The 26,052-nt window shown below is 47.0% G+C and carries 21 protein-coding genes; 12 read left to right on the forward strand and 9 right to left on the reverse strand.

Going from position 1 to position 26,052, the window contains the following annotated elements; all coding sequences use genetic code 11:
* The first annotated feature begins 185 nt into the window (after positions 1-185).
* From JQX58_RS00505 to JQX58_RS00515, 3 genes are all read left to right on the forward strand, one after another.
* A complete protein-coding gene (locus tag JQX58_RS00505; protein WP_204144879.1) occupies positions 186-1,775 on the forward strand; it encodes a BCCT family transporter in 1,590 nt (529 codons plus the stop codon).
* Between the two features lie 206 nt (positions 1,776-1,981).
* On the forward strand, positions 1,982-2,461 hold the full coding sequence (locus JQX58_RS00510) for a DUF3015 domain-containing protein (RefSeq protein ID WP_204144880.1): 480 nt from the start codon (positions 1,982-1,984) through the stop codon (positions 2,459-2,461).
* 65 nt (positions 2,462-2,526) lie between these two features.
* Positions 2,527-4,380: an Lnb N-terminal periplasmic domain-containing protein gene (locus JQX58_RS00515; protein WP_204144881.1), complete on the forward strand. Its 1,854-nt coding sequence runs from the start codon at positions 2,527-2,529 to the stop codon at positions 4,378-4,380.
* Positions 4,381-4,447: 67 nt separating this feature from the next.
* Here JQX58_RS00515 and JQX58_RS00520 read toward each other — a convergent pair whose 3' ends face one another.
* Complete coding sequence (locus tag JQX58_RS00520; protein WP_204144882.1) at positions 4,448-5,719, reverse strand: aromatic ring-hydroxylating oxygenase subunit alpha; 1,272 nt, start codon at positions 5,717-5,719, stop codon at positions 4,448-4,450.
* Positions 5,720-6,036: 317 nt separating this feature from the next.
* Between JQX58_RS00520 and JQX58_RS00525 the strand changes: the two genes are divergently transcribed.
* From JQX58_RS00525 to gbdR, 4 genes are all read left to right on the forward strand, one after another.
* Entirely contained in the window at positions 6,037-7,170 is a 1,134-nt protein-coding gene (locus JQX58_RS00525) for an FAD-binding oxidoreductase (protein WP_204144883.1), read from the forward strand.
* A gap of 25 nt (positions 7,171-7,195) precedes the next feature.
* A complete protein-coding gene (locus tag JQX58_RS00530) occupies positions 7,196-9,076 on the forward strand; it encodes a DUF294 nucleotidyltransferase-like domain-containing protein (RefSeq protein WP_204144884.1) in 1,881 nt (626 codons plus the stop codon).
* 12 nt (positions 9,077-9,088) lie between these two features.
* Positions 9,089-9,799, forward strand: coding sequence for a 3'-5' exonuclease (locus JQX58_RS00535; protein ID WP_204144885.1), 711 nt, complete (start codon positions 9,089-9,091; stop codon positions 9,797-9,799).
* 385 nt (positions 9,800-10,184) lie between these two features.
* Positions 10,185-11,285 carry a choline metabolism transcriptional regulator GbdR gene (gene gbdR / locus JQX58_RS00540; protein ID WP_204144886.1) on the forward strand — a complete coding sequence of 367 codons (1,101 nt, stop codon included), beginning with the start codon at positions 10,185-10,187 and terminating at the stop codon, positions 11,283-11,285.
* Positions 11,286-11,392: 107 nt separating this feature from the next.
* On the opposite strand, the gene JQX58_RS00545 is transcribed toward gbdR, so the two are convergent.
* The 6 genes from JQX58_RS00545 to JQX58_RS00570 form a co-directional block, all read right to left on the reverse strand.
* Complete coding sequence (locus JQX58_RS00545) at positions 11,393-13,612, reverse strand: NADP-dependent isocitrate dehydrogenase (RefSeq protein ID WP_204144887.1); 2,220 nt, start codon at positions 13,610-13,612, stop codon at positions 11,393-11,395.
* Positions 13,613-13,842: 230 nt separating this feature from the next.
* A complete protein-coding gene (gene hflD, locus JQX58_RS00550; RefSeq protein ID WP_204144888.1) occupies positions 13,843-14,472 on the reverse strand; it encodes a high frequency lysogenization protein HflD in 630 nt (209 codons plus the stop codon).
* Positions 14,473-14,486: 14 nt separating this feature from the next.
* A complete protein-coding gene (gene mnmA, locus JQX58_RS00555) occupies positions 14,487-15,596 on the reverse strand; it encodes a tRNA 2-thiouridine(34) synthase MnmA (protein WP_204144889.1) in 1,110 nt (369 codons plus the stop codon).
* Between the two features lie 84 nt (positions 15,597-15,680).
* Positions 15,681-16,070, reverse strand: coding sequence for an NUDIX domain-containing protein (locus tag JQX58_RS00560; RefSeq protein ID WP_239090106.1), 390 nt, complete (start codon positions 16,068-16,070; stop codon positions 15,681-15,683).
* Positions 16,003-16,710 carry a pseudouridine synthase gene (locus JQX58_RS00565; RefSeq protein ID WP_204144891.1) on the reverse strand — a complete coding sequence of 236 codons (708 nt, stop codon included), beginning with the start codon at positions 16,708-16,710 and terminating at the stop codon, positions 16,003-16,005. Before JQX58_RS00565 ends, JQX58_RS00560 begins: the two co-directional genes overlap by 68 nt.
* A gap of 99 nt (positions 16,711-16,809) precedes the next feature.
* Positions 16,810-17,049: a cold shock domain-containing protein gene (locus tag JQX58_RS00570; RefSeq protein WP_204144892.1), complete on the reverse strand. Its 240-nt coding sequence runs from the start codon at positions 17,047-17,049 to the stop codon at positions 16,810-16,812.
* Between the two features lie 268 nt (positions 17,050-17,317).
* Here JQX58_RS00570 and clpS point away from each other — a divergent pair, with 268 nt between their 5' ends.
* The gene (gene clpS / locus JQX58_RS00575) at positions 17,318-17,665 is read left to right on the forward strand and encodes an ATP-dependent Clp protease adapter ClpS (protein WP_204144893.1); all 348 of its coding nucleotides are present in this window, start codon (positions 17,318-17,320) and stop codon (positions 17,663-17,665) included.
* 20 nt (positions 17,666-17,685) lie between these two features.
* Positions 17,686-19,947: an ATP-dependent Clp protease ATP-binding subunit ClpA gene (gene clpA / locus JQX58_RS00580; RefSeq protein WP_204144894.1), complete on the forward strand. Its 2,262-nt coding sequence runs from the start codon at positions 17,686-17,688 to the stop codon at positions 19,945-19,947.
* 93 nt (positions 19,948-20,040) lie between these two features.
* Here clpA and infA read toward each other — a convergent pair whose 3' ends face one another.
* A complete protein-coding gene (gene infA / locus JQX58_RS00585; RefSeq protein WP_204144895.1) occupies positions 20,041-20,259 on the reverse strand; it encodes a translation initiation factor IF-1 in 219 nt (72 codons plus the stop codon).
* A gap of 133 nt (positions 20,260-20,392) precedes the next feature.
* Positions 20,393-21,121, reverse strand: a complete 729-nt coding sequence (gene aat / locus JQX58_RS00590; RefSeq protein ID WP_338040624.1) for a leucyl/phenylalanyl-tRNA--protein transferase — start codon at positions 21,119-21,121, stop codon at positions 20,393-20,395.
* 480 nt (positions 21,122-21,601) lie between these two features.
* Between aat and JQX58_RS00595 the strand changes: the two genes are divergently transcribed.
* From JQX58_RS00595 to lolA, 3 genes are all read left to right on the forward strand, one after another.
* Positions 21,602-22,477, forward strand: coding sequence for a hypothetical protein (locus tag JQX58_RS00595; RefSeq protein WP_204144897.1), 876 nt, complete (start codon positions 21,602-21,604; stop codon positions 22,475-22,477).
* 105 nt (positions 22,478-22,582) lie between these two features.
* Positions 22,583-25,408, forward strand: a complete 2,826-nt coding sequence (locus tag JQX58_RS00600; RefSeq protein ID WP_204144898.1) for a DNA translocase FtsK — start codon at positions 22,583-22,585, stop codon at positions 25,406-25,408.
* 20 nt (positions 25,409-25,428) lie between these two features.
* Complete coding sequence (lolA, locus tag JQX58_RS00605; protein ID WP_204144899.1) at positions 25,429-26,049, forward strand: outer membrane lipoprotein periplasmic chaperone LolA; 621 nt, start codon at positions 25,429-25,431, stop codon at positions 26,047-26,049.
* Positions 26,050-26,052 lie beyond the last annotated feature (3 nt).

Genomic DNA, 26,052 nt, shown 5'->3' on the forward strand with positions numbered 1-26,052 from the left:
AGCAAATGCGCAAATACTCGTCGTACTATCTTTTTGGGGTGTAAATAAATACACTCTTAATTGAAAGCTAAGCTTTTTAATTAACACGAAGTCGCTAATATCAAAAATAATGGACTGTTCACCTAGATCAGCAATTGGTGTTTCTAGGTGAGCGGTTGATGACTTAAACTAGGTGGAGTATCACAATGGATCCAAAAACTAAAAAGCGCCCTAAGTCGACGGATTATACGTCTGACTATAAGGCGGGACAGGATAACGTCCAAATACTAGGGATGGATGTTCACAACCCTGTTTTTACAACAAGTGCTGTCTTGGTTATCGCGTTCATCGCGCTAGCTTTGATTTTCCCTGCGCAATCTAACGAAGCTCTTCTTGGAGCTCGTGGCTGGGCAATTTCAAACTTCGACTGGTTATTTATGATCGGTGGTAACGTGTTTGTATTGTTCTGTTTGGCGTTGATCTTCTTGCCAGTCGGTCGCGTACGTTTGGGTGGTGATGATGCACGACCAGAATTTACAACCATGTCTTGGTTCTCAATGCTGTTCGCAGCAGGTATGGGTATCGGTCTGATGTTCTGGAGTGTAGCGGAGCCTGCGGCTTACTACACAGACTGGTGGGGTACGCCACTAGGTGTTGAACCTAATACACCTGAAGCAGCTAAAGCGGCGATGGGTGCTACTATGTTCCACTGGGGTCTTCACCCTTGGGCGATCTACGGTGTCGTTGCACTAGCACTTGCATTCTTCTCTTTCAACAAAGGCCTGCCTTTAACGATCCGTTCGGCTTTCTACCCACTACTGGGTGAGCGCTGCTGGGGTCCTATCGGTCATGTGATCGATATCATTGCGGCAATGGCTACCATCTTCGGTCTAGCGACTTCTCTAGGTTTGGGCGCGTCACAAGCGGGTGGCGGTCTTGAGTTCCTATTTGGTATTGAAAACAACATCTCGACTCAAATCGGTATTATCTTTGTAGTGACAGCGATTGCTGTTATCTCTGTGGTACGTGGTCTTGATGGCGGTGTGAAACTGTTGAGTAACATCAACATGATCATCGCTGCGGTATTGATGCTGTTCGTTATCCTATTCGGTTCTATCTCTGGTTTCTTTGGTCACCTATTCAACACGACTGTTGCCTACGCTGAATACGTGATTCCTCTAAGTAACTGGATTGGTCGTGACGATACTAAATTCTACGAAGGCTGGACTGTATTCTACTGGGCTTGGTGGATCAGCTGGTCACCATTCGTAGGTATGTTCATCGCGCGTGTATCAAAAGGTCGTACGGTTCGTGAATTCATGATCGCAGTCCTATTGGTACCAACCATTGTTTCTATCTTCTGGATGTCAGCTTTCGGTGGTCAAGGTCTTGATCAAATTCAAGCGGGTATCGGTGAGTTGGGTGCAAATGGTCTAACAGATGTAACATCTGCGATGTTCCAAATGCTAAATGAATTGCCAATGGTTGAAATCACTGCATTCATTGCAATCATCCTAGTATTGGTATTCTTCATTACCTCTTCTGACTCTGGTTCATTGGTAATCGACTCAATCACTGCTGGTGGTAAAGTTGAAACGCCAGTGCCACAGCGTATCTTCTGGGCTACTATGGAAGGTTTCATCGCTGCGGTGCTATTGTTTGGCGGCGGTTCTGAGGCGCTGACAGCACTTCAGGCAGGTGCTGTAACAACAGGTCTACCGTTCGTTGTTATCTTGCTACTGATGTGTGTAAGTATCTACAAAGGTCTACGTACTGAAGTACCTTCTAAGCGCTAATATATTTAAGCTCTGACAAAAAGCCGCGCTAGCTCTCTAGCGCGGCTTTTTTGTGTTTTTTATCTTTTATGTCAATTGCTTGGTATGTTGTTATGGTGTTAACTGTACATGTCTATATAATATGACGTGCACTTTCAGTGCTCTCTATGGAGAAGACTGGATGCTATGTAATCAATAATAGTTAAATGGAATTCGAGGAATTACCTATGAAAAAAGTACTTTTGTCAGTTGTATTAGCTTCTGCTTCATTCTCATCTTTTGCTGCATACGGCCCAGCAGGTTGTGGTCTAGGTACAGAAGTTGTATTCCAGAATGCAGATGAGTGGCATGAGCATGTGTTGGCGGCAACAACTAACGGTACTTCTGGTAACCAAACGTTTGGTATGACGTCTGGTACACTAGGTTGTGACGTGCCTGATGCGCCTCTAGCGGGTGGTGTGGCATTGTTCATCAATGATAACCTTGAGCCTCTAGCAGTAGATTCTGCCAAAGGTGAAGGCGAAACATTGAATGCCCTAGCAGATCTTATCGGTGTTGAGTCACAAGACAAAGCTGTGTTCCAACGAGAAATGCAAGCTAACTTCGATGTGATCTTCGCGTCTTCTCAAGTGACTTCTCAAACAGCTTACGAAGACATCGTAGGTGTTATGGCTAAGTCTCCAGAGCTATCTAAGTACCTAGGTTAATCCGTGCTTGCACGTTGACCGATAAAGAGCGGACTTGTCCGCTCTTTTTGTTTAAACGGATTTATATGCGTAATCTAGCTTTATTTTCCTATGCTTCCCTAGCGACCTTGTCGCTCTCCACTTCTGCAATCGCATCGCCAGCCCTCGAAGATTTGGCACAAGAGCGTCAGTGGCGCAGTATGCTGCACTACGACCAAATAGGTGTGCTACGTCAGTCTGGAAGCCAAATTGAAGATGCCAGTTTTTTTCTTGCTGCAGACGGTCAGTATTCAGCGTTAGCTGAGCTTAAGGCAACCGTTGCTGCGATGACTCGTCAGCCAGTGGGCGATGTGAATGAGTCAGCCCAGTGTCGCTATCCCGCACGTTTAGCTTGGCTTCAGGAGCATCTCCCAGAGACTCAATTTGAGTCAGTTGACTGCCCTGAATTTGATGAGTGGCGGCAGCAGCTTAATGCGGAAAAGGTGTTTCTGGTGTTTCCAGCGGCGTATTTGAACAGTCCGTCTTCTATGTATGGGCATACATTATTTCGTCTAAAGAAGAAGGGCAATGACACGCCACTGCTCGACTTTGCGGTGAATTACGCTGCCAATACTGATCCTGCTGACAACCAGCTTGTGTTTAGCTACAAAGGGCTTTCAGGGGGCTATCCTGGCGTGGTGTCGGTAATGCCTTTCTATCAAAAGGTCAAAGAGTATAATTTTCTCGAGAACCGCGATATTTGGGAGTATGAGTTAGATCTCACGTCCGAGGAAGTCGATCAGTTTGTGCGTCATATATGGGAAATGAAGCGTACTTCGATGCCCTACTACTTCTTTTCGCAAAACTGCTCCTACCAGTTGTTGACGATGTTGGATGCGGCGAGTCCAAGACTTAACTTGGCTGCACAATTCGATATTTGGGCGATTCCTGCCGATACTGTGCGAGAGATTAAGCGTCAAGGTGTGTTGGGTGAGGCCTCTTATCGGCCTTCAACGCTCAATAAAATCGAAAACATGCTGGCTCAAGTGTCGCCAGAGCAGATTGCTATAGCCCGTGAGTTGGTTGAGCAGCCAGAACTTGATTTGGCGGCTGTGGCACCTTTGACGCCGGTCGAGCAAGCGCGTGTGTATGATGTCGCTTATGAATACAGCCGCTATTTATCCGCCCGCAAAAAATCCACGCTTGCGCATTTAAGTGGCAGGTCCATTAAGTTGTTGTCTTTGCGTAGTAAGCTTCAAGTTGATGATGTGTTTGCGCCGGTAACTACGCCAAGTGTGCGTGATGATCAAGGGCACAGCACCTCGCGTATCAGTCTTGGTGGTGAGCGTCGTCTTGGCGAGAATTACACGATTCTAGACTATCGCCCTTCATATCATGACGTGCTTGATCCTAAGGGGGGGTATCTTGAGGGGGCAGAGCTGTCTATGTTTAGTGGTGCTTTGCGTTGGTCGGAACAAGATGGTCTCGAGATTGATCAGATTAATTTCCTTAATATTCATTCAATGGCGCCAGCCAATGCGTTGATGCTGCCTAAGTCTTGGCATATCAATGCCAGTCTGCTGCGTGATATTGCGTTAGACGATGAATTGGTGTTTCGCTTACATGGTGGGGCAGGGGTGACCCAGCGTATCGGTGATAATAGTTTGTTGGCAGGCTTTTGGAATGGTCGCGCTTCTCTAGATGATGAATATAAAGATGGTTATCAGCTTGCGACAGGCCCTGAGATCAAGTGGCTGGCGTCGTTTGAGCAAATCAATCTATCTTTGAGTTATCAGTACTTGGAAGATGTTAATCGCCATGATGGTGAGCGCCAAGAGGCTCAATTTGGTGTGGCACATACATTTGCACAGGATTGGCAATGGCGTCTTGAGGCTGGCCACACTAAGGTTTCGGAAGATGAGTGGAGCCATGTCAAAGGAATGGTTAATTACTATTTTTAAGCCTTTCTTTAGATATAAAAAAAGCCAGCTGGATGCTGGCTTTTTTGTGCCTATCGAATCATCTTAATTATTTTTTAAGATTTTTCTGGATAGTGTCTGTGTACCACTCTAGGAAGTTCATAACACCAAATTCGTACGTTTCAGAGTACTGACCTGGTTGGTAACCTACAGAGTTGATACCTAGTTGGTTTTGCTCGCCAAGGATACGGTCTTGGTCGTTTGTTGCATCCCAAACCTGACGTAGACGCTCTGGATCGTAATCTTCGCCTTCTACTGCATCTTTGTGTACGAACCACTTAGTAGTCACCATAGACTCTTGCGCAGAGATTGGTAGTACACGGAACACGATGAAGTGGTCAGACTGCATGTGGTTCCAAGAGTTTGGAAGGTGAAGGATACGCATAGAACCTAGTTCTGGGTTCTTGATGCTGCCTAGCATCTTCTTACAACCGGCTTCACCGTCGATCGTCATTACTTTCGTGCCTTTTTTCAGTGGCATACGAACGATACGGTTACGCTTACCTGGGCCGTAGCTCTTGTGCTCGTGTGGAATGCCTTCAGCGTCCCATTTAGCCGCTTGATCAGCGTAGTGATCTAGGAAGTCCTGTGGTGCGCGTGGGTCGTTTGTGTCGTCCCATTCTAGGATTGTGTTAAGTAGCTCTGGGTGGCTACCGGCACAGTGGTAACACTCACGGTTGTTTTCTAGTACAAGCTTCCAGTTAGCTTTTTCGTACATGTTAGACTCAGCAGCCAACTTAGTGTTTTCTACGTCGTAAGGAGCCATGTACTCTTCTAGAGTTGCTAGGAACTCATCGAAGTCGCCTTGTGGTTCTTCTTTACCTAGAGAGATAAAGATGAAGCCGCCTGCAGTTTTGCAGTGTGCTTTCTTAAGGCCGTGCTGAGACTTATCAAAGCTATCGCCCATCTCAGTACCAGCAAATAGTAGGTTACCTTTAAGGTCGTAAGTCCACTGGTGGTAAGGACATACTAGGTTTGCTACTTTACCGCGGTGCTCAAGACATACGCGTGAGCCACGGTGACGACAAGTGTTGTGGAAGGCATTCACAGAACCATCTGCATCGCGTACGACTAGGATAGGGTTTTGCGCGATTTCTACTGTGAAGTAGTCGCCACGATTAGGGATTTCGCTGGTCATACCAACGAATAGCCATTCTTTCTGGAATATTTCTTCCACATCAACGCGGAACATGTGAGGGTCGTTGTACAGTGGCGCGTCCAACGAGTAGTTTGCTGGGCGAGCCTCAAGCAATTTAGACATTTCTTCGCGAGCTTCGGTGATAGTCGCGTAACGCATATTTAGCAGATCATTTTGATTCATTAGAGTGATCCTCAATAACAAAAGCCGAGTTGATGTTGTTTCCCTCGTCGGAGCAACAAATGTGGGAGTTGCTTTAGGCGTTCCCGTTTATCGTTATAATAATGACGCTATCCTCACCTATGTTTCGAAAATTAAAATGACCAATTGCGACATGGTCACATACATAAATCGACTCTTCTTGCTATATCAGGGGGTTAGCGGTATTTTCATGGCCGCTATGAGCAACTTGGTGTCGTAAATAGTTAACTTAAATAAGGGGACTCGAACGACAATTGCTCGAATAGGTGAAACGTCAACGCCATCAAGAGAGAATAACCATGACTAATCCTTCAACAGTCTCAACTACTGCAGACTACTTAGCACCCGTTAACACCCAAACTTGGGTGAATGGCCGTCACAACGTACGTTGTGTTGCCGTCATTCAAGAGTCTTGGGATGTGCGCACATTCTGTTTCATGGCTCAGCAGCCAGTGATGTTCTTCTTTAAACCAGGTCAGTTTGTGACGTTGGAGTTAGAGATCGATGGTAAGCAGGTGATGCGCTCGTACACTATCTCAAGCTCGCCATCAGTACCTTACAGCTTCTCTATTACTGTTAAGCGTGCACCGGGTGGTCTGGTTTCTAACTGGCTACATGACAACATGGAAGTAGGTACCGAGCTTGCCGTTCACGGTCCAGTAGGTAACTTCAACTGTATCGATTTCCCAGCTGATAAAGTATTGCTTCTATCTGGTGGTGTGGGTATTACACCTGTGATGTCTATGGCACGTTGGTGGTTTGACTCTAACGCAGACGTTGATGTTTCTTTCATTCATAGTGCGCGTTCGCCACGTGATTTGATTTACGCTCGTGAGCTTGATCACATTGCCTCACGTCTAAGCAACTTCAGCTTGAACGTGATTGTTGAGCGTATGGAAAACGGCCACGCATGGCATGGTTACCGTGGTTACCTAGATGCGGTTAAGCTTGAAATGATTGCCCCAGATTTCATGGAGCGTGAGATCTTCTGTTGTGGTCCAACACCTTACATGAATGCTGTGAAGAAGCTTCTTAAAGAGAAAGGCTTCGACATGACGCGTTACCACGAAGAAGCCTTCGGTGCGACGCCAGATGAGATCGTTGAAGATGCGATCGAAAACGCAGAAGTGGCACAAGCTGAAGCGGATGCGCTAACATCTGAAGATATGCATCGCGTGGAAGTAATCAGTGGCGGTATGAACATGAGTGTTCAGGTGCCACCTAACGAAACGCTACACAACGCAGCAGCGAAACTGAACCTACACATTCCAAAGGCATGTGGTATGGGTATCTGTGGTACATGTAAAGTACTTGTCAAAGAAGGCGAGACACACATGGAAGCCAACGGTGGTATCACCGATGAAGACGTTGCAGAAGGCTACGTACTGTCTTGCTGTACAGTAGCGAAATCTGATGTAGTAATTGAATACTAATTAACTGTCAGACTAGGCGCCCTAAATGGAAGCAGAACAAATTGAGATAGCGGAATTTTTAGGGCGCTATCCTCCTTTTACTTTTCTCCCTGAAAAGACCTTACAGCGTGTCGCAACCTCGGTTGAGATAAGCTACTACCGTCAAGGTACGGATGTGTTCCGCTTTGGTGATGAGATACATGACTTATGTATCATTCGCAGCGGAGCCGTTGAAATTTATCGTCGTAATGGCAATCTTTATAATCGCCTCAGTGTCGGGGACGTGTTTGGGCAGTTGGGCTTGTTGATGTCCAATCGTGTGCGTTTGCCTGCCCGAGCAATGGAAGATTCACTGCTATACTTTTTGCCAGAAAAACTGTTTCACGAGTTGTGTGACGACTTTGAAGAGTTTGCCTATTTTGTCGAAGTGGATGATAAGCGCAAACTGAATAAAGAAGTGGAGCAGCAACGTGGTGAAGGTGCGCTCAGCAGTGAAAAAGTTGCCACACTGATTACCCGTGCTCCGGTCATGATTAATACCAGCGCTAGCATTCGTCATGCAGCCTTGAAGATGACCGAAGATTCCGTGTCATGCTTGTTGATTGTCGATGAAATTTCGTCTTATGAAGATGATGGTGAGCCGCAATACGACTTAGTGGGTATTTTGACGGATCGTGATTTAAGAACGCGCGTGGTGTCTCAAGGCTTGGACTTAGATGGTTCGGTTGCTGCGGTCATGACACCGCACCCCAAAACCATCGACAAAGACACCTATGTGTTTGAAGCCATGCTTATGATGCTGCGCTTCAACCTGCACCATTTACCTGTAGTTGATCATGGCCGCCCCAAAGGCGTACTTGCCATTTCTGACATCGTTCGCTACGAATCTAAAAACAGTCTTTACATTGTTAGTTTGATTCATCGTCAACACAGCCAAGAAGAGTTGGTGGAAGTGGCAAAAGATGTGTCCGATTGCTTTATTCGCATGGTGCGACAAGATTCGAGCGCACATATGATTGGCAGTGCCATGTCGGTAATTGGGCGTAGCTTCAAGCAACGCTTGTTGGAGCTTGCGGAAGAAAAGCTTGGGCCGCCGCCGGTACCGTATTGTTTTCTTGCGCTGGGCTCTATGGCCCGTGATGAGCAATTGTTAATTACCGATCAAGACAACGCCATTATCCTTTCCAATGAGTATGACCATGCCAAGCACAATGCTTATTTTGAAGCGCTTTCAGCGTTTGTCTCAGACGGTTTAGATAAGTGTGGCTACCCATATTGTAGTGGCCGCATTATGGCGACCAATCCGCGTTGGCGTAAAACGATATCGGATTGGCGTGCTTGTTTTGCGGATTGGATCGATACGCCCAATCCTGATGCCTTGCTTAACAGTTCCGTGTTTTTCGATTTAGAAGGTGTATGGGGCAAAACCGAATGGGCTGAAGAGTTGTACCGATTTGTTGTGAATCGCACTAAGTCGAGCCCTAAATTTTTAGCCAGTTTAGCCCGTAATGCACTGCTGCGTACACCGCCACTAGGCTTCTTCAAAGAGTTCGTGATGGAGCAAGATGGGGAGCATCGTCGAACTATTAACCTTAAGCGCCGTGGTACAGCGCCACTGGCTGACTTAATTCGCGTTCATGCGCTCGCAGTGGGTTCAATGTCACGCAACTCTTTTAGCCGTTTGGATGACATAATTCGTGCTGGTATCTTGCCAGATAAGCGCGGTCAAGAGCTCAAATATGCGCTGGAGTATTTGGCGATGGTGCGCATTCGTCATCAAGTGGAAGATGTCGAAGAGGGGCAGGAGATTGATAACAATATCGAGCCAGATACCTTATCTGATATCGAGCGTCGTAATCTTAAAGAAGCCTTCAATGTGCTGAATAACAGTCAGCGCTTCCTGAAATATCGATATCCTTTCTCATAATGGAGTCCTGCTGTGGGTCGTGTGAAAGATGAGTTTTCTTGGCGTGCATTCCTAACACAACAAGCCAGTGCTTGTGAGCAGCCGGTCGTACAGCAATTTATTGAAAGTCAGATCTTTCCTGAGCACTTAACGGTCGCTGAAGCGGAGTTCGTAGCATTAGATTTTGAGACGACTGGCCTTGATGTAGAAAACGATGAAATCGTTAGTATCGGTTTAGTACCTTTTACTCTTGACCGCATTAAGGTCTCCCAAGCTCGTCACTGGATCGTCAAACCTGAGTGCAATCTTAAAGATGATTCCATCGTGATTCATGGTATTACGCATTCTGCGATTTCTGATGCGCCCACGCTTGATGAGGTGCTAGAGCAGGTCCTGAGTTGCTTGGCTGGCCGTGTAGTCGTAGTTCACTATCAGTACATAGAACGTGAATTTCTTAATCGTGCGGTTCAGCATCGTTTTGATACTGGATTAGTCTTTCCTATGGTGGACACCATGTGGCTTGAGGGAGTCTTGTATCGAGCAGGCTGGCGCAACAAGCTAAAGCGTCTACTAGGTGGGCGACTGCAGTCCATTCGTTTGGCGGATAGTCGGCTGCGTTATGCTCTGCCAAGGTACCATTTGCACAGTGCCATGAGCGATGCGATTGCGACGGCAGAGTTATTGCAGGCACAAATAAAGCACCGTTATTCTAACAACAAAATTGTGACAGAATTATTTCTGTGATCTAGATCATTGCCCTTCAAATGTGTCGCAAACAGTGCGAACACCCCCTTCCAGTGCACCATTCTGATGCGGTCTTGTCGTAATTAGTTAAATTGATTGGGATTACTGTATTAAAAACGACCAATTATTAGGATCTGATAGTGATTCTCAGTTGTCGCTTTTGGTTAAAATGGTTGCTTATCTTGTCGCTAACGTGATATTTATAGTGGGTGGGTCAATTATTATACGCTTTCCGTTTAGCCCCTAGTGTTAGGTGGCAGTGGAAAAAAAGCGAAGAGACGTAATTCCAACAGCTACTGTCGGTCCGTCATAATAAAAATGGTGTGTATGGCAAATTGGCCTACTAATTGCTTACGCTATATATCACGTATAAGAGGGCACTCTCATGGTCTCATCTTCCCCTACCCAAGTTGTCGCGGCCAAGAAAGTCACTCGTGTTGGCTTCTTGCTGTTAGATAACTTTACTATGATCGCGTTAGCGTCTGCTCTAGAACCTTTACGTATGGCAAATCAGCTTTACGGCGAGGAGCTTTACAATTGGCATATGATTTCTGAATCTGGCGAAGCTGTGGTAGCCAGTGACGGTTTGAGTCTAGCGGCAGATACTTCGATCGCAGATTGTCCTGAACTCGATATGATTATCGTGGCAGGTGGTCTGGACATCACTCGTGCTTTTACTTCAAAGCAAGTGAGTTGGTTGCAGCAAAGAGGGCGTAAAGGAATTACGCTTGGTAGTATTTGTACAGGGGCGTATGTGCTTGCACATGCCGGGTTATTAGACGGCTACAATTGTAGTGTGCACTGGGAATGTATGACTGCGTTGCAGGAAAGCTACCCTAAAGTACGCTGTAATAACCGTCTGTTCTCAATGGATGAGGCGCGTTTCACTGCCACAGGTGGCAGTGCACCAATGGATATGTTCTTGACGATCATCGCCCGTGAGCATGGAGCGAAATTGTCTAGTGCCGTGTCTGATATGTTTATCTGTGACCGTATTCGCAGTGAATATGATCAGCAGCGTGTGCCGTTACGTCAGCTTAATAAAGGTGGTTGTAAACCTAAGTTGGTCGATGTGATCGAGCTGATGGAAAACAATCTTGAAGAGCCGATTGATTTAGACGAGTTAGCTGCGTTTGTTGATGTTTCTCGTCGTCAGTTAGAGCGTATGTTCCACAAGTACTTAGATTGTTCACCGTCACGTTACTACCTGCGTTTGCGTTTAGATCGTGCGCGTCAGTTATTAAAGCAATCGAGTATGTCGATTGTTGAAATTTCTGCAGCTTGCGGTTTTATTTCAACGCCGCATTTCAGCCGTTGTTACCGTAAACATCTTGGCATTTCGCCACGAGATGAGCGTAAAGTCGCTTGGATGGGGAATATCACTCCAACTGAGCAGGGTGTTGGTAATCTGGTCTACATGCCACATTCTACCCATGCCTTAAGTAATGCTCACTCTGAACCAAGTTTTGGTTCGATTGTGATGTAAGCACAAAGTTTAGAAATGAAAAAGGGAGCTAAGAGCTCCCTTTTTTTGTGCTGATTTTGCTTGGTTTAATAACTAGGGCAGCGAGTGTCGCTGCCCTAATGACAAGCTTATAGTGATGCCAGCGCTTCGTTTAGTGTTTGACTTGGGCGCATGACTTTCCAAAGTTGCTCAAGATCCATGTGGTAGTAACCTTCAAGATCTGCAGGCTTGCCTTGAACAGCGGCCAATTCTTCTACGATTTTCGCTTCGTTGTCAGTCAATGTTTTCGCCAGTGGCGCGAACTTAGCTGCCAATGCTGCATCATCAGATTGCGCTGCCAATTCTTGTGCCCAGTACATGGCTAGGTAGAAGTGGCTGCCGCGGTTGTCGATGTCGCCGATCTTGCGTGAAGGTGACTTGTTGTTTTCAAGTAGCTTGCCTGTCGCTTTGTCCAAGCATTTAGCCAGAACTTTAGCCTTTTCGTTGCCTTCTTTGATACCAAGCTCTTCGAAAGATACCGCAGTCGCAAGGAATTCACCTAGAGAATCCCAACGTAGGTAGTTTTCTTCAAGTAGCTGTTGTACGTGTTTAGGCGCAGAACCACCTGCACCTGTTTCGTACATGCCACCGCCATTTAGCATTGGCACGATAGACAGCATTTTCGCTGAGGTACCAAGTTCCATGATTGGGAATAAGTCTGTTAGGTAGTCACGTAGAACGTTACCTGTAACAGAAATAGTGTCTTGGCCGCGAATGATGCGTTCTAGTGAGAAGCGCATTGCTTCGTTGTAAGACATGATACGAACGTCTAGACCTTCTAGGTCGTGGTCCTGAAGGTATAGCTCAACTTTTTTACGTAGCTCGTTATCGTGGGCACGCTCTGCGTCTAACCAGAAGATAGCAGGAGTGTCAGAGTTGCGCGCACGAGTAACACCCAGTTTTACCCAGTCTTTGATCGCTGCATCTTTGGTTTGACAAGCGCGCCAGATGTCACCTTTCTCAACATCGTGCTGCATTAGAACGTTGCCGTCAGCATCAACAATGCGCATTACGCCATCTTCTTTTGCTTCAAACGTTTTGTCGTGTGAGCCGTATTCTTCTGCTTTTTGCGCCATTAGGCCAACGTTTGGCACGGTGCCCATCGTAGTTGGGTCAAATGCGCCATTGGTTTTACAGAAATTGATTACTTCTTGATAAATGCGAGCGTAAGTTGATTCAGGCATTACTGCTTTGGTTTCTTTCAGCTTGCCGTCACGGCCCCACATTTTGCCAGAGTTACGGATCATTGCTGGCATAGAAGCATCAACGATTACGTCTGACGGTACGTGTAGGTTGGTAACGCCGCGCACAGAGTCAACCATAGCAATTTCAGGGCGGTGCTCGTAGCAGTCGTGAATCGCTTGTAGGATCTCGTCTTGCTGAGATTGTGGCAGGGTTTGAATCTTGTCGTAGACGCTACCAAGGCCGTTATTTGGGTTAACGCCGATTTGATCAAATAGGTCGCCAAATTTATCCCATACTTCTTTGTAGAAAACCGTTACCGCGTGACCAAATACAATCGGGTGAGAGACTTTCATCATGGTCGCTTTTACGTGCAGTGACCACATGATGCCGGCTTCTTTGGCTTCTTGTAGTGACTCCTCGAAGAACTCACGAAGTTTTTTCGCACTCATGTTCATGCTGTCTAGTACTTCGCCTTCAAGTAGCGGAAGCGTCTTTTTCAGCTCAACGTTGCCAGACTGGCTCACGAATTCAATGCGAACATCCTGCGCTTTGTCCATAGTCACAGATTGCTCAGATGAGAAGAAGTCACCGCCACGCATGTAGTCTGCGTGCGTCTGTGAGGTTTTTTTCCATTCGCCCATTGAGTGCGGGTGTTTGCGAGCAAAGGCTTTTACTGCAGCCGGTGCACGGCGGTCAGAGTTACCTTGACGCAATACTGGGTTTACTGCGCTGCCTAGTAGCTTAGCGTAGCGAGATTGGATTTCTTTGTCTTCTTCTGACTCAGCTTTTTCAGGGTAGCTAGGGATGTCGTAGCCTTGTCCTTGTAGCTCTTTAATGGCTGCGTGCAGCTGTGGGATTGAGGCAGAGATGTTCGGCAGCTTAATGAAGTTAGCTGTTGGTTCTGCTGTCAGTTCGCCTAAAAATGTTAGACCGTCTTCTACGCGTTGATCTTCAGGTAGGCGATCAGAAAATGCTGCCAAAATACGGCCAGCTAGAGAGATATCAGTAAGTTTAAGCTCGATATCTGCTTCTTTTGCGAAAGAACTGAAGATTGGCAGAAGAGAAGCGGTTGCTAGCGCTGGTGCTTCGTCTGTCAACGTGTAATAGATCGTTTGTTTTGACATGTAATTCCCCTAACGTTCTGGCTAGTTAGCCGATTGGATAGAAGGTGACTTGTGGCCGCCATTCTCAGTAAATCAAATCGTTTGATTAAAATTTTGGTCAGTATACTACCGCAAATGGGCTTTGAAGAAATATTGACCTCGAATATAGTCAAGATTGATCTGAATGATTGTGACGAATCAAGGAATGAAAACGCAAGAGGGCCAGCTTAAGCTGACCCTCTGTTAGATGCTTAGAAGCGTGCATCCAGTTGTTGCAGGATGGCTTTACGTTTAAAGATCAAGTGCCAGCGACGCCCGCCGACCTGACGCCACAGCATGGCCGCACGTACGCCTGACATGAGTAGGGCGCGTACCTGGTTAGCGATTTGAGGTTGCTGCAGATGACGGCTGTCACCATGCACTTGGATGCGAAACGACATTTTGCTCAAGGTGTCTTGATACATGCCAGAGATGCCCGCAACCATGTTTTCATGCAACACTGACTCAAAATGCTCTTTTTGGCGCTCTACTTGCCCAAGCTGACGGCCAATAGCACTGAGCATAGCGTCATCTTTTTGCAGTTTGGATTCGAGGTGGATCATGCTCAATGCATAGCGAATCGTATCGGGATTCACCGCTTCGCGCTCTTTGCCCATTACTTGCTTAGCGATGCGACGGCCTAATGCCAAGTTGCCTTGGCAATCAAACTGGCCACCGTAGATGTCTTCAGTACGCTCAGCATTGACCACCAAAATACTGTTGAGCAATGGCTCAGCATGCGTTTCATCAAGCGTGCCTTTGCGGGCCAAGGTCGCCACAAGTTCTGCCGCTTGGAAGATAGCAGACAGCGCAATCGCTTGTTCTTTTACATCGTGTTGCATGGGGCCTCCTGCCATTATTTATTAAAGGCAACGTTGATAATGCCGCCGCCTAGACAGTGCTCGCCAAGGTAAAATACAGCCGACTGGCCTGGTGTAATGGCGCGCTGTGGCTCTTTGAAGCTTACTTCCACACGACCGTCGGCGAGTTCCGTCAAGGTGCATTCCTGATCTGGCTGACGGTAGCGGCACTTCGCCATGCAGGTTAATGGCATGGCTGGCTTCTCACGGGCCACCCAATCAAAGTTGTCGGCAATCATGTGCGTTTTGTACAGCGACTCATGCTGACCACCTTGGGTGACGACGAGTACGTTACGCTGTAGGTCTTTTTCAACCACGTACCAAGGCTCATCTGGGTAGTTTGACAGTCCACCAATGCCCAAGCCCTGGCGCTGGCCGATAGTGTGGTACATCAGGCCATGATGTTTGCCGATTACATCGCCTTCGAGGGTTTCGATGTTGCCTGGTTGGGCGGGTAAATATTGCTCTAGGAAGTCTTTAAAGCGACGTTCGCCGATAAAGCAGATACCGGTGCTGTCTTTTTTATTGTGGGTAATGAGGTCATGCTCTTCCGCTAGGCGACGTACCTCTGGTTTTTCAAGCTCGCCAACTGGGAAGAAGGTGCGACCAATTTCTTCTTTACCCACGGCATATAAGAAGTAGCTTTGGTCTTTGTTGTTATCCAACCCTTTAAGCAGCACTGGCTCGCCATCAATTTCACCACGACGCACGTAGTGGCCTGTGGCTATGTAATCAGCGCCCAGCGCCAGAGCGTATTCTAGAAACGCTTTGAATTTGATTTCTTTGTTACACAAAATGTCTGGGTTGGGCGTGCGGCCAGCTTTATATTCGGCTAAGAAATGCTCGAATACATTGTCCCAGTATTCTGCGGCAAAGTTAGCCGTATGTAGATGAATACCAAGCTTGTCGCACACGGCTTGGGCGTCCGCTAGATCTTCTTTAGCGGTGCAGTATTCTGTACCGTCGTCTTCGTCCCAGTTTTTCATAAACAGGCCTTCGACTTGGTAGCCTTGCTGCTGTAGAAGTAGGGCCGATACAGAAGAGTCGACACCGCCGGACATGCCGACAATAACTTTGATGGAGGCGTTAGGGTTTGCTTTACTCATGAGATCTCTCTAATAGTGGAAACGGGGTAAAGGCCCGTCATTAGAATGTGCGCTATAGTGTAACGGATGTTGCGGTTAAGGTCTTTAGCTTGGCTCAATATGCACGTTGTTAATGGCGCTGAGTGGTAGGCGTTGGCCTTGCTCAAAGTCTTCAATGCATTGCATGATGAGTGGGCTGCGATGGCGCATCTTGAGTAGCTCAGGCTTACTCAACCAATTGGCGGCTAAAATGTCTTCATCCAATGTCTCGGTAACGTATTTTTGTGGCGTACAGACAAAGCAAACGCGATGATAAGTATCGGCGCCTTGATAAGGCGTAAAAGCGTAAATGCCTAGTAGTGCCTCAGGCGTTACCTGCCAACCAGACTCTTCCAGTGTCTCACGGATTACAGCTTGTTCGAGGGTTTCACCGTTTTCCACGTGACCGGCGGGCTGGTTGATGACGATTTGTCGGTCCTGAGTTTCGGTGACCATCAGATACCGTTGTTGCTCGTCCACTACTAGAGCGGCGACGGTTAGATGTGGAAGTCTTGCTCGCTTTGTCTCGTTCAAAATCTTGTACCTGCTGAGTCAGTTCTGGTGTCGGCTGTATGATTAAATATTGTCCAGGAGACAGGTTTTCAAGGGTATAAGGACCTATCGCTGCACGAATTAAACGTAATGTAGGGTAGCCAACGTGTGCCGTCATGCGTCTGACTTGACGATTTTTCCCTTCACTGATGACTAACTCAATCCAGCTGGTCGGTATGTTAGCGCGCTCGCGGATCGGAGGGTTGCGCTCCCAAATATCGGGTGGTGCTATTTTGCGGCATTGCGCAGGGCGTGTCGGCCCATCTTTTAAAGTGACACCTTGTGACATTTGCTCGATGGCCGCAGCGTCAATGTCGCCTTCCACTTGAACCCAATAGGTTTTGGGCAATTTAAATTTAGGTGAGGCGATTAGATGCTGTAAAGGGCCCTCGTCGGTAAGTAGCAGTAGCCCTTCAGAATCATAATCAAGACGTCCAGCAGGATAGATGTCCGCAATATCAACGTACGAGGCGAGTGTGTCTTTGTCTGAGTCAGTGGTGAATTGACTCAATACCTGAAAAGGTTTGTTGAGAATTAACAGCATAAGGTCTCTAGTATGAGGCTAAATACTGGTGCACGCGTGTGCACCTTTGCGATGTATGATAACAAAGGTGCCAGTTGTGGGGTGAAAAACTCTAAAAGATTAGGCGGTTGAGCCTGCGCTTTCCTTTTCCTCTGCTTTTACTGGTGTGATCTCAATAGCGTGCAAGCCACGTTTGCCTGGTGTTACGTCAAAGGTAACGGACTGACCTGCTTTAAGGGTTTTGTAGCCTTCGACATTGATGGCAGAGTAGTGGATGAACAAATCTTCATCAAAACTGTCTGATACGATAAAGCCATACCCTTTTGCGTTATTAAACCATTTAACGGATCCACGGTGCATGAGTCACTCCTTCAATACTCTTAAGGCTGGGAAAGCCGAACTACAAATCAACGCTGTTGGTAAATTCGGTTCAATATCGATGGCCAAAATTTGATAAACTTTTACCACAAGCGCAAGCTAGGGTTTAAATGATCAACTTTTGACCACACATAGATCAGAGTAGAACCCTATTGCGTATTTGTAAAATCTTATTGTTTTCCAGTTTTTGTTGTTTCAGGGATTGTGAAAATGCTAACTAACGTGAATATTTGTAGTCTTTGAGGTCCAGATGTTTGCATCGAAGCAAATTAGTCTAAATTTAGAGGACGATGACAACGGTCACTCGTCGGTTGCCATTGCACCGGATGAAACCGATCTGCAACCACCCTCTATGTATCAGGTGGTACTGTTTAATGATGATTACACGCCAATGGATTTTGTCGTGTTCGTTCTCCAGCGCTTTTTTAACATGGATTCAGAAAAAGCCCAGCATGTAATGATGGAAGTACATACCAAAGGCAAGGGTGTTTGTGGCATCTACCCTTACGGTATTGCGGAAACCAAAGTAGCTATGGTGCAGCAGTTTTCAGAGCAAAACGAGCACCCCCTAATGTGTGACTTGCAAAAAGTCGACTGATTTTTAGTGAGGGATAAGCGATGCTAGACAAAGAACTAGAACAAACCTTGAATAATGCGTTCAAAGCCGCCCGCGATAAGCGTCATGAATTTATGACGGTCGAGCACTTATTGCTGGCTTTAATCGACAATGCAGCAGCGGCCAAGGTGCTTGAAGCCTGTGGCGTGACCTTAGAAACCCTAAGCAAGGAGTTAGAAGAGTTCGTCGACAGCACCACGCCCCTTATCCCTGAGGATGACCAAGAGCGTGAAGTGCAGCCAACACTGGGCTTTCAACGTGTACTACAGCGCGCCGTTTTCCATGTGCAGTCTTCTGGCAAGCGTGAAGTAACGGGCGCTAATGTGCTGGTTGCTATGTTTAGTGAGCAAGAAAGCCAAGCGGTCTACCTATTGCGTCGTCACAACGTCGCTCGTATCGATGTTGTCAATTTTGTGGCGCATGGCATTTCTAAACTAGGTGGTTCAGCCCAAGACGAGCCGATTGAGCAAGATGAAGAAGACGGTGAAGAGTCTGCTAAAGCGCCACTGCAAAAATACGCTACCAACCTTAATGAAGAAGCCAAATCAGGGCGTATTGATCGTCTGATTGGCCGTCAATACGAAGTTGAGCGTGTGGTGCAAACCTTATCCCGCCGTCGTAAAAATAACCCGTTATTGGTGGGTGAGTCTGGGGTTGGTAAAACGGCCATTGCCGAAGGCTTAGCCAAACGTATTGTTGATGGTGAAGTGCCAGATGTGATCGCTGATGGGGTCGTGTATTCTCTTGATTTGGGGGCTTTACTCGCCGGTACCAAATACCGTGGCGACTTTGAAAAACGCCTCAAGCATTTGTTGGGTGAGCTTAAGAAGCAGCCTAACGCGATTTTGTTTATCGACGAAATTCATACCATTATCGGTGCCGGTGCCGCATCAGGTGGTGTTATGGACGCCTCAAACCTTTTGAAGCCGGCACTAAGCTCTGGTCAGTTGCGTTGTATTGGTTCAACGACTTTCCAAGAGTTCCGTGGGGTGTTTGAAAAAGACCATGCCTTGGCGCGTCGTTTCCAGAAGATTGACGTAAACGAACCGAGCGTTGACGATACCTATGAGATTCTCAAAGGCATCATAGGCTCCTTTGAAGAGCATCATAAGATCAAATACGAAGATGCGGCGTTGCGAGCAGCGTCTGAGCTTGCGCAGCGTTATGTGCCTGATCGCCACATGCCAGACAAAGCCATCGATGTGGTGGACGAAGCGGGGGCTTATCAACGTCTTAAGTCCGAAGATGAGCGCAAAGAGATGATTACCGTCGAGGACATCGAAGAAATTGTTTCTAAGATTGCGCGCGTGCCAGTGAAAGCGGCTAACTCGGATGACAAACAAGTGCTGGGTAACCTAGAGCGCAATCTTAAAATGGTGGTGTTTGGTCAAGATGGCGCGATCGAATCACTCTCCGATGCGATTAAATTGTCTCGAGCTGGTCTAAAAGCTGACCAAAAACCGATTGGCTCGTTCCTAATGGCCGGCCCAACCGGTGTGGGTAAAACTGAGGTGACGCGTCAACTTGCCAAGATCATGGGATTAGAGTTAATTCGCTTTGATATGTCCGAGTACATGGAGCGTCATGCGGTGTCACGTTTGATCGGTGCGCCACCAGGTTACGTTGGTTTTGACCAAGGTGGTTTGTTAACCGAAGCGGTTACCAAAAATCCACACAGTGTGGTGCTGCTGGATGAGATTGAAAAAGCGCATCCTGAAGTCTTCAACCTACTTTTGCAGGTGATGGACCATGGTACCTTAACGGATAATAATGGCCGTAAAGCTGACTTCCGTAATGTGATCTTGATTATGACCTCCAATGCTGGCGCTGAAGAGCTTGCTAAGCGCTCGATTGGTTTCTCGCTGCAGGATAACTCAACCGACGGTATGGAAGTCATTAATAAGACTTTCACACCAGAATTCCGCAACCGCTTAGATGCTGTGATTCAGTTTAAGCAGCTAGATGAGCAAGTAATCTTTAATGTGGTTGATAAATTCTTGGTTGAGCTGCAGGCGCAGTTAGATGCCAAAGGCGTTATGATCGAAGTGAGTGATACCGCGCGAGGCTGGTTGGCCAACAAAGGTTATGACCGTCAGATGGGCGCTCGTCCGATGGCGCGCGTGATCCAAGAGCATCTTAAGAAACCCCTTGCCAATATGATACTGTTTGGCGACCTGGTCGAAGGTGGGGTAGTAAGCGTCTCCCTTAACGAAGAGAAAGACGAACTCGATTTCTCGGTTAAGAAAGAGGCTGTGAACTGTTAAATCAGTGTTAGGGGCTGTTCACACAGTCCCTAAATACAAAAAGGCCGCTTAACCTAGGTTAAGCGGCCTTTTTGTTGCCTAGCGTGCTCGAAATTAACGAGAACGGTAAACAATACGACCTTTGGACAAATCGTAAGGTGTTAGTTCTACCTTAACTTTGTCACCAGTCAAAATTCGAATGTAGTTTTTACGCATCTTGCCAGAGATATGCGCTGTCACAACGTGACCATTTTCAAGTTCCACACGGAACATAGTGTTTGGCAAAGTGTCAACGATGACACCTTCCATTTCAATGCTATCTTCTTTTGCCACAATCAGTGTCCTGTTCTTAATTAAGGTTAAGCATTCTCTCGCTATTTAGGCTAAAAATAGGCTTTTGATTGGCGAGTTTGCTAAAATTTCGGCGCTATTTTGCCCAAAATAGCGCGAAAAAGCAAATTTAGCCTTAAGCGATATGTACTGCTTGAAGAGTATTAGAGCCTGCCAGAGCCAACAGTTTATGGTTTTGGCTAGGGGTTGGGATGAGTTTGTGCAAGTCATCGACAAACGATTGCTTGGATTGCATCTGAGCACCCAATGATATTAAGTGGTCAGAATGCACCTGACAGTCAATTAAGTCAATTCCAAGCTCGGGGCAAAGCTGACAAAACTGCCAAAGGGCAACCTTTGAGCCATTGGCTTGCAACGAAAACATGGACTCGCCAAAAAACATCCGCCCCATGGCTACGCCGTAAAAACCACCTGCCAGCTCACCGTTGCAGAAGACTTCCATAGAAAAGGCATAACCTTTTTTTTGTAACGCGCTGTAGGCGGCGATGACATCTTTGGAGATCCAAGTGCCTTCTGCTTGGGCTCGCAAACTACGGCAGGTTTCAATCGCTTGGTCGAAATTATGGTTAACTTTCCAGCTCCAAGTCTCTCTATTGATAGCTTTTTTCAGCGATCGACTTAAGTGAAAGTCGCTTGGAATGAGTGTGCAGCGCTCCAAGGGATGCCACCAAAGAATTGGGTCGGGGTCGCTATACCAAGGGAAAAAGCCATGTTGATACAAATGAATAAGCCTTTCTGGCTTTAAATCACCACCTACTGCAGATAGGCCCTCTGGGTCCGTGAGGGCTCTAAAAGGATCTGGCGTGTCTTGCACTGATTCGGTAAGTAGGACTAATTCAGGCACTACGAATGACTCCTCAGTAGAGTTTTTATGCATATCTTAGATAACCCCTAGTTATTGATGCCTCTCATATTATCCAAAATCTAAGCCTATGGCGTCTATGGAAATACGCTCAATGGTGAGCTTTTCATGTTGTGTAGAGCTTTTGTGCATTTTTTAGCCTTAATTTAATCACTTTAAGTGATATTTATTTGCTTAAATATAGTTATTTTGTGAATAGTGCAAAAATAATTCATAAAAAGTGTCAAAAATACTTGACCGTTCATATGTTACTCCGTTTTAATCAATCTATCTCAGCGAAACGTGCAAAAAAATCACACAAATAAGTGCGTCTTATGACTGGGGGTTTGGTTTTATGGGGTGCCATAAACTTGAACTGATAGCGCTTAAAATTCTTCAAGTTATTGATTTAAAAGAAAAATAAGAATTTAAGCCTGTTTTTAGGTCATTGACCTATTTATAAAATTACAAGGGGAATCTTGAATGAAAGCGATCAAACTAGCTTCTGTCTTTGCAGTATCAGCGGTAGCAGCTGCGGTATCTACTTCAACATTGGCAGCAGAACCAGTTTTCTCTGGCGAGGCTGGTCTTAATTACCATGCAGAAAGTGGTAATGAGAATTGGACTTCAGAAGGTGAAGTGAACATCATCATGGATACGGGTCTAGTGTACTTCGACCTTGACATGGAAGGTGGTGATGGTGCTGAAAATGCCGGTTTCGACCTTGATGAAGCTTACGTGAAAGTCGGTGCGGTATCGTTTGGTGACTTTGATGGTTCTGTATCGGTCGATGCAGCCTACAATGCTGCAGTTTGGGAAGAAGGCGAGTACGAAGACGGTGAAAAAACCGATCTAGGTGTACGCTACAAGGTTACGGACAATTTTACAGTCGCAGCTGAAATGGCGGAAGGCTTTGATGGTGTGGGTGGTGCATTCTCTTACGAGCATGACCTTAACGGCGCAACGCTAGGTTTATCTGCGGGTTCTTACGAAGGTGATAAGAATGACGAAGGTAATGTTACTGAAACATTAGAAGTCACTGATTACTCTCTAGGTTTGAAAGTGCCAATGGGCCAAGCTGTGCTGATCGCATCTTACTCAGGTGGTGAGATCAATGATGCTGACTTCGAATCCGCTGTGCTCGGTGCCGATATTGCCATTACTGAAGCGTTTGCGATCTCTGCTCAGTTCTCTGCAGATCTTGAAAACGACGTAGATAACGCTGAGTTGACCGCTTACTACACAGTGGGTGATATCACTTACTTCGCGACCTACCTAGATGGCGACCAAATTGACTCTGATACGGGTAATGAAGTCGAAAAAGAAGCAACCACCATTGGTGCGTACGTTTCATTCTAAGATTCTCTGTTCTTTGTAAAACAGCAAGCCAGCCCTTCGGGCTGGCTTTTTTTATGGTAAGCTAGCGGTCCCTATAGTGAGTATTTAGTTTTTGGAAGGTGGCTTTTGACACAAGCACGGAGTGAGTCAGTCGGATCGCCCATCTGGGGGACGTTTGCAAAGCAAGCTGCGTTTATTACTGCGCTGCTGTTTTTTTTATTTTTTGCCTTTGCGACATACAGTTACCATCCTGGAGATGCTGGATGGTTTTATTCGGGCAGTGGTGCTGCCACACAGAATTCAATGGGCGTCATCGGCGCGGTTTTGGCAGACTTGATGGCAGCGTTTTTTGGCAGTCTGTTTTATTCGTTACCATTACTGTTTCTGTTAGTCGCCTATATCTTGTGGCGCAATCCACATCAATTAATCCCCCTCAATAACGCCTTAATCTGTGTGGTTGGCAGTATCTTATACCTGAGCTTTGGTTCTGCGCTTTGCTTCTTGCATACAGTGGGTGATGGAGCTTTGCAATTTGGCGCAGGCGGCATTTTAGGCCAAGCGCTGGGGCAAACCTTATACCATTGGATCGGCTATGATGGCGCCACTCTGGTGAGTTTGGCGCTTTTTGTGTTGGCCTTTACTTTGCTGGCACAAATACATTGGAGTCAGTTACTTGAATTTATTGGTGAGCGTGCTACCCAGGCTTATCAGTGGTTACAGGCGAAGCTGGCCCGTGAGCCAAAAGAAGCCAAGCCGGAAAAAGTTAAAAAAGACAAGCAAGCAGAAGAGGCCAGCAGTGATATTGATAAGCCGGCTATTTTCCGCAAAAAGCGTATTAAAGACGCGCTGACACCAGGTGGTGCGACTAAGGTTGATGAGCCAGAAGAAGATACAGACGAATTGCCCTCAGTATGGCAGCGACTGAAAGCCAAACTACGCCGTTCTGATGTCGACGATGAACCTAATGAAGATGAAGTGTCCTGGCGCCAAGCGCCTGCCGCTAACTCAAGCCAGGCGCATGTAGAACCAAGCTTTGCTGGGTTAGATGGCGTGGCAATCGACGATGATCAGCTGGATTTTGGTGATACGCTCTATGTAGAGCCTGCTGCCGACGAACTGCAATTTGACGATGTATGGGGGCAGCGTAAATCGACCCCAGCAAGCGACACGGCAGCACCAGACGACTTGGAAAACTGGCAGCCTAGGGCACAAGCGCCTGACGTAACACCAGAGCCAGAAGTAGCACCAGAGTCTGAGCCAAACGAGGAACCTTCAGCATACGCTGAGCCGCAAACAGCGGAGGTGCAAGTGCCTGAGTCTGCTGTGGCGCCTAAGCCAAGTACGCGTCAGGCTGCGCCAGTGGAAGATGTATTGCAAACCTCGGGTCATAAACCGGCGGTAAAAACCTTATCAGAAGCCAAACGTTTAGAGAGTTTAGGTGGGCCCAGCGCTGAAGTTGAGCGCACTGAAGCCGCTTACACGTTGCCAGATCGCAGTGTATTGACTCAGCCTAAGCCAAAGCAAGGCGGCTACACGGAAGAGGAATTACTGAACTTATCCGCGCTTCTCGAGCAGCGTTTGCAGGACTTTGGTGTTAAAGCCGAGGTGGTCGAGGTGAACCCTGGTCCTGTGATTACACGCTTTGAAATCCAGCCAGCGCCGGGTGTTAAGGTTTCGCGAATTACCAACTTAGCCAAAGACTTAGCGCGCTCTTTAAGTGTGATGAGTGTGCGTGTAGTAGAAGTCATTGCGGGTAAATCGACCATCGGTATTGAGATTCCTAATCAGATTCGCGACACCGTTTATTTCTCCGAAGTTATCAATACTCCGATGTATGACAACGCCAGCTCGCCGTTAACACTTTCATTAGGTCATGATATTTCCGGTGAACCTGTGGTGGTGGACTTGGCGAAAATGCCCCATGTCTTGGTCGCGGGTACCACAGGCTCGGGTAAGTCTGTGGGGGTGAATGCTATGATCTTAAGTATGCTGCTTAAGTCGACACCAGACGAAGTGCGTATGATCATGGTCGACCCTAAAATGCTTGAGCTGTCAATCTATGAAGGCATTCCACACTTGCTCACGCCAGTGATCACCGACATGAAAGATGCGGCCAATGGCTTGCGTTGGTCGGTGGATGAAATGGAGCGTCGTTACAAGCTGATGGCGAAGTTAGGGGTGCGTAATATCGCCGGTTTTAACAAAAAAGTGCGCGAAGCCGCGGCTGCCGGAGAGCCGATCGAGGATCCACTTTGGACGCCCGAAATGGCGATGTTCTCAGAAGACGGTGTGGCCCGAACGGTGCCACATCTTGAGCCACTTCCTTACATTGTCATCGTTGTCGACGAGTTTGCTGACATGATGATGATTGTCGGCAAAAAAGTGGAAGAGCTGATTGCGCGTATTGCACAAAAAGCACGTGCCGCCGGCATACACTTGGTATTAGCGACTCAGCGTCCATCGGTGGATGTAATTACTGGTTTGATTAAAGCCAATATCCCGACGCGTATGGCATTCCAAGTATCATCCAAAATTGACTCTCGTACCATCTTAGACCAAGGTGGCGCTGATCAGCTATTAGGACAAGGTGACATGCTGTATTTACCAGCAGGTTTGCCTACGCCGATTCGAGTGCATGGTGCTTTCGTATCCGACGATGAAGTTCATGCCGTGGTAGAAGAGTGGAAAGCGCGTGGTGAGCCACAATACATCAATGATGTGACCGTGAGTGCCGAAGAGTTAACTTCTGGCGGTGGCGAAGATAAAGATGCGCTCTACGACGAAGCTGTGAAAATAGTGATAGAAACACGTAAAGCTTCTATCTCCTCTATCCAGCGACGCCTTAAGATCGGCTATAACCGCGCGGCCAATCTAGTGGAAGCGATGGAATCCGCTGGATTAGTGGGACCAATGGGAACCAATGGCCAGCGTGAAATTCTAATACCAGAATAAACATCAACGTAGGAGTGATTATGGGTAGCGTGAAAGTCGTACGTCAGTGTGTTGGACTGTTGTTGGCGTTACTAAGTGTGTCGGTGTGGGCCGATGGTGAGCAGGCCTTGTCCAAGTTGTTGGATCAAAACCGTAATGTTGAGGGTGAGTTTCGCCAAACGACCTACAATGAGCAAGGCGATGAAGTGCAAGCCAGTAGTGGCGTCTTCCTCCTCGCCGCGCCAAATCGCTTTGTCTGGGATACGGTCGCGCCGTTTCCACAGCGCATTGTCTCAGATGGTGAGTGGGTAACGATTTGGGATGTGGATTTAGAGCAAGCCACACGTAAACCGATTGCCGGTACGCTTGGTGAATCGCCTGCAGCGTTGTTAGGTGAATCATCTGATAAGGTCATTGCGCATTATCAAGTGAGTGAGCTTAGCGGTGAAAAATATCGCTTAAAGCCACAGGGCGAAGAAGATATGTTTGATACGCTGACCTTAGCTTTTGATGATGGCGAGATCAGTGCCATGAGTATTCGCGATGTGCTCGGTCAGACCACAGTGATTGAGTTTGCCAGTATTGAGGCTCATGAAGGGGTGTCAGAGGAAAACTTTGTAGTTGATCTGCCTGATTCCGTTGATGTGATTGTCGAGCAGTAATAG

It is taken from the genome of Marinomonas ostreistagni (assembly GCF_016888445.1).
In the GTDB taxonomy this organism is placed as follows: domain Bacteria; phylum Pseudomonadota; class Gammaproteobacteria; order Pseudomonadales; family Marinomonadaceae; genus Marinomonas; species Marinomonas ostreistagni.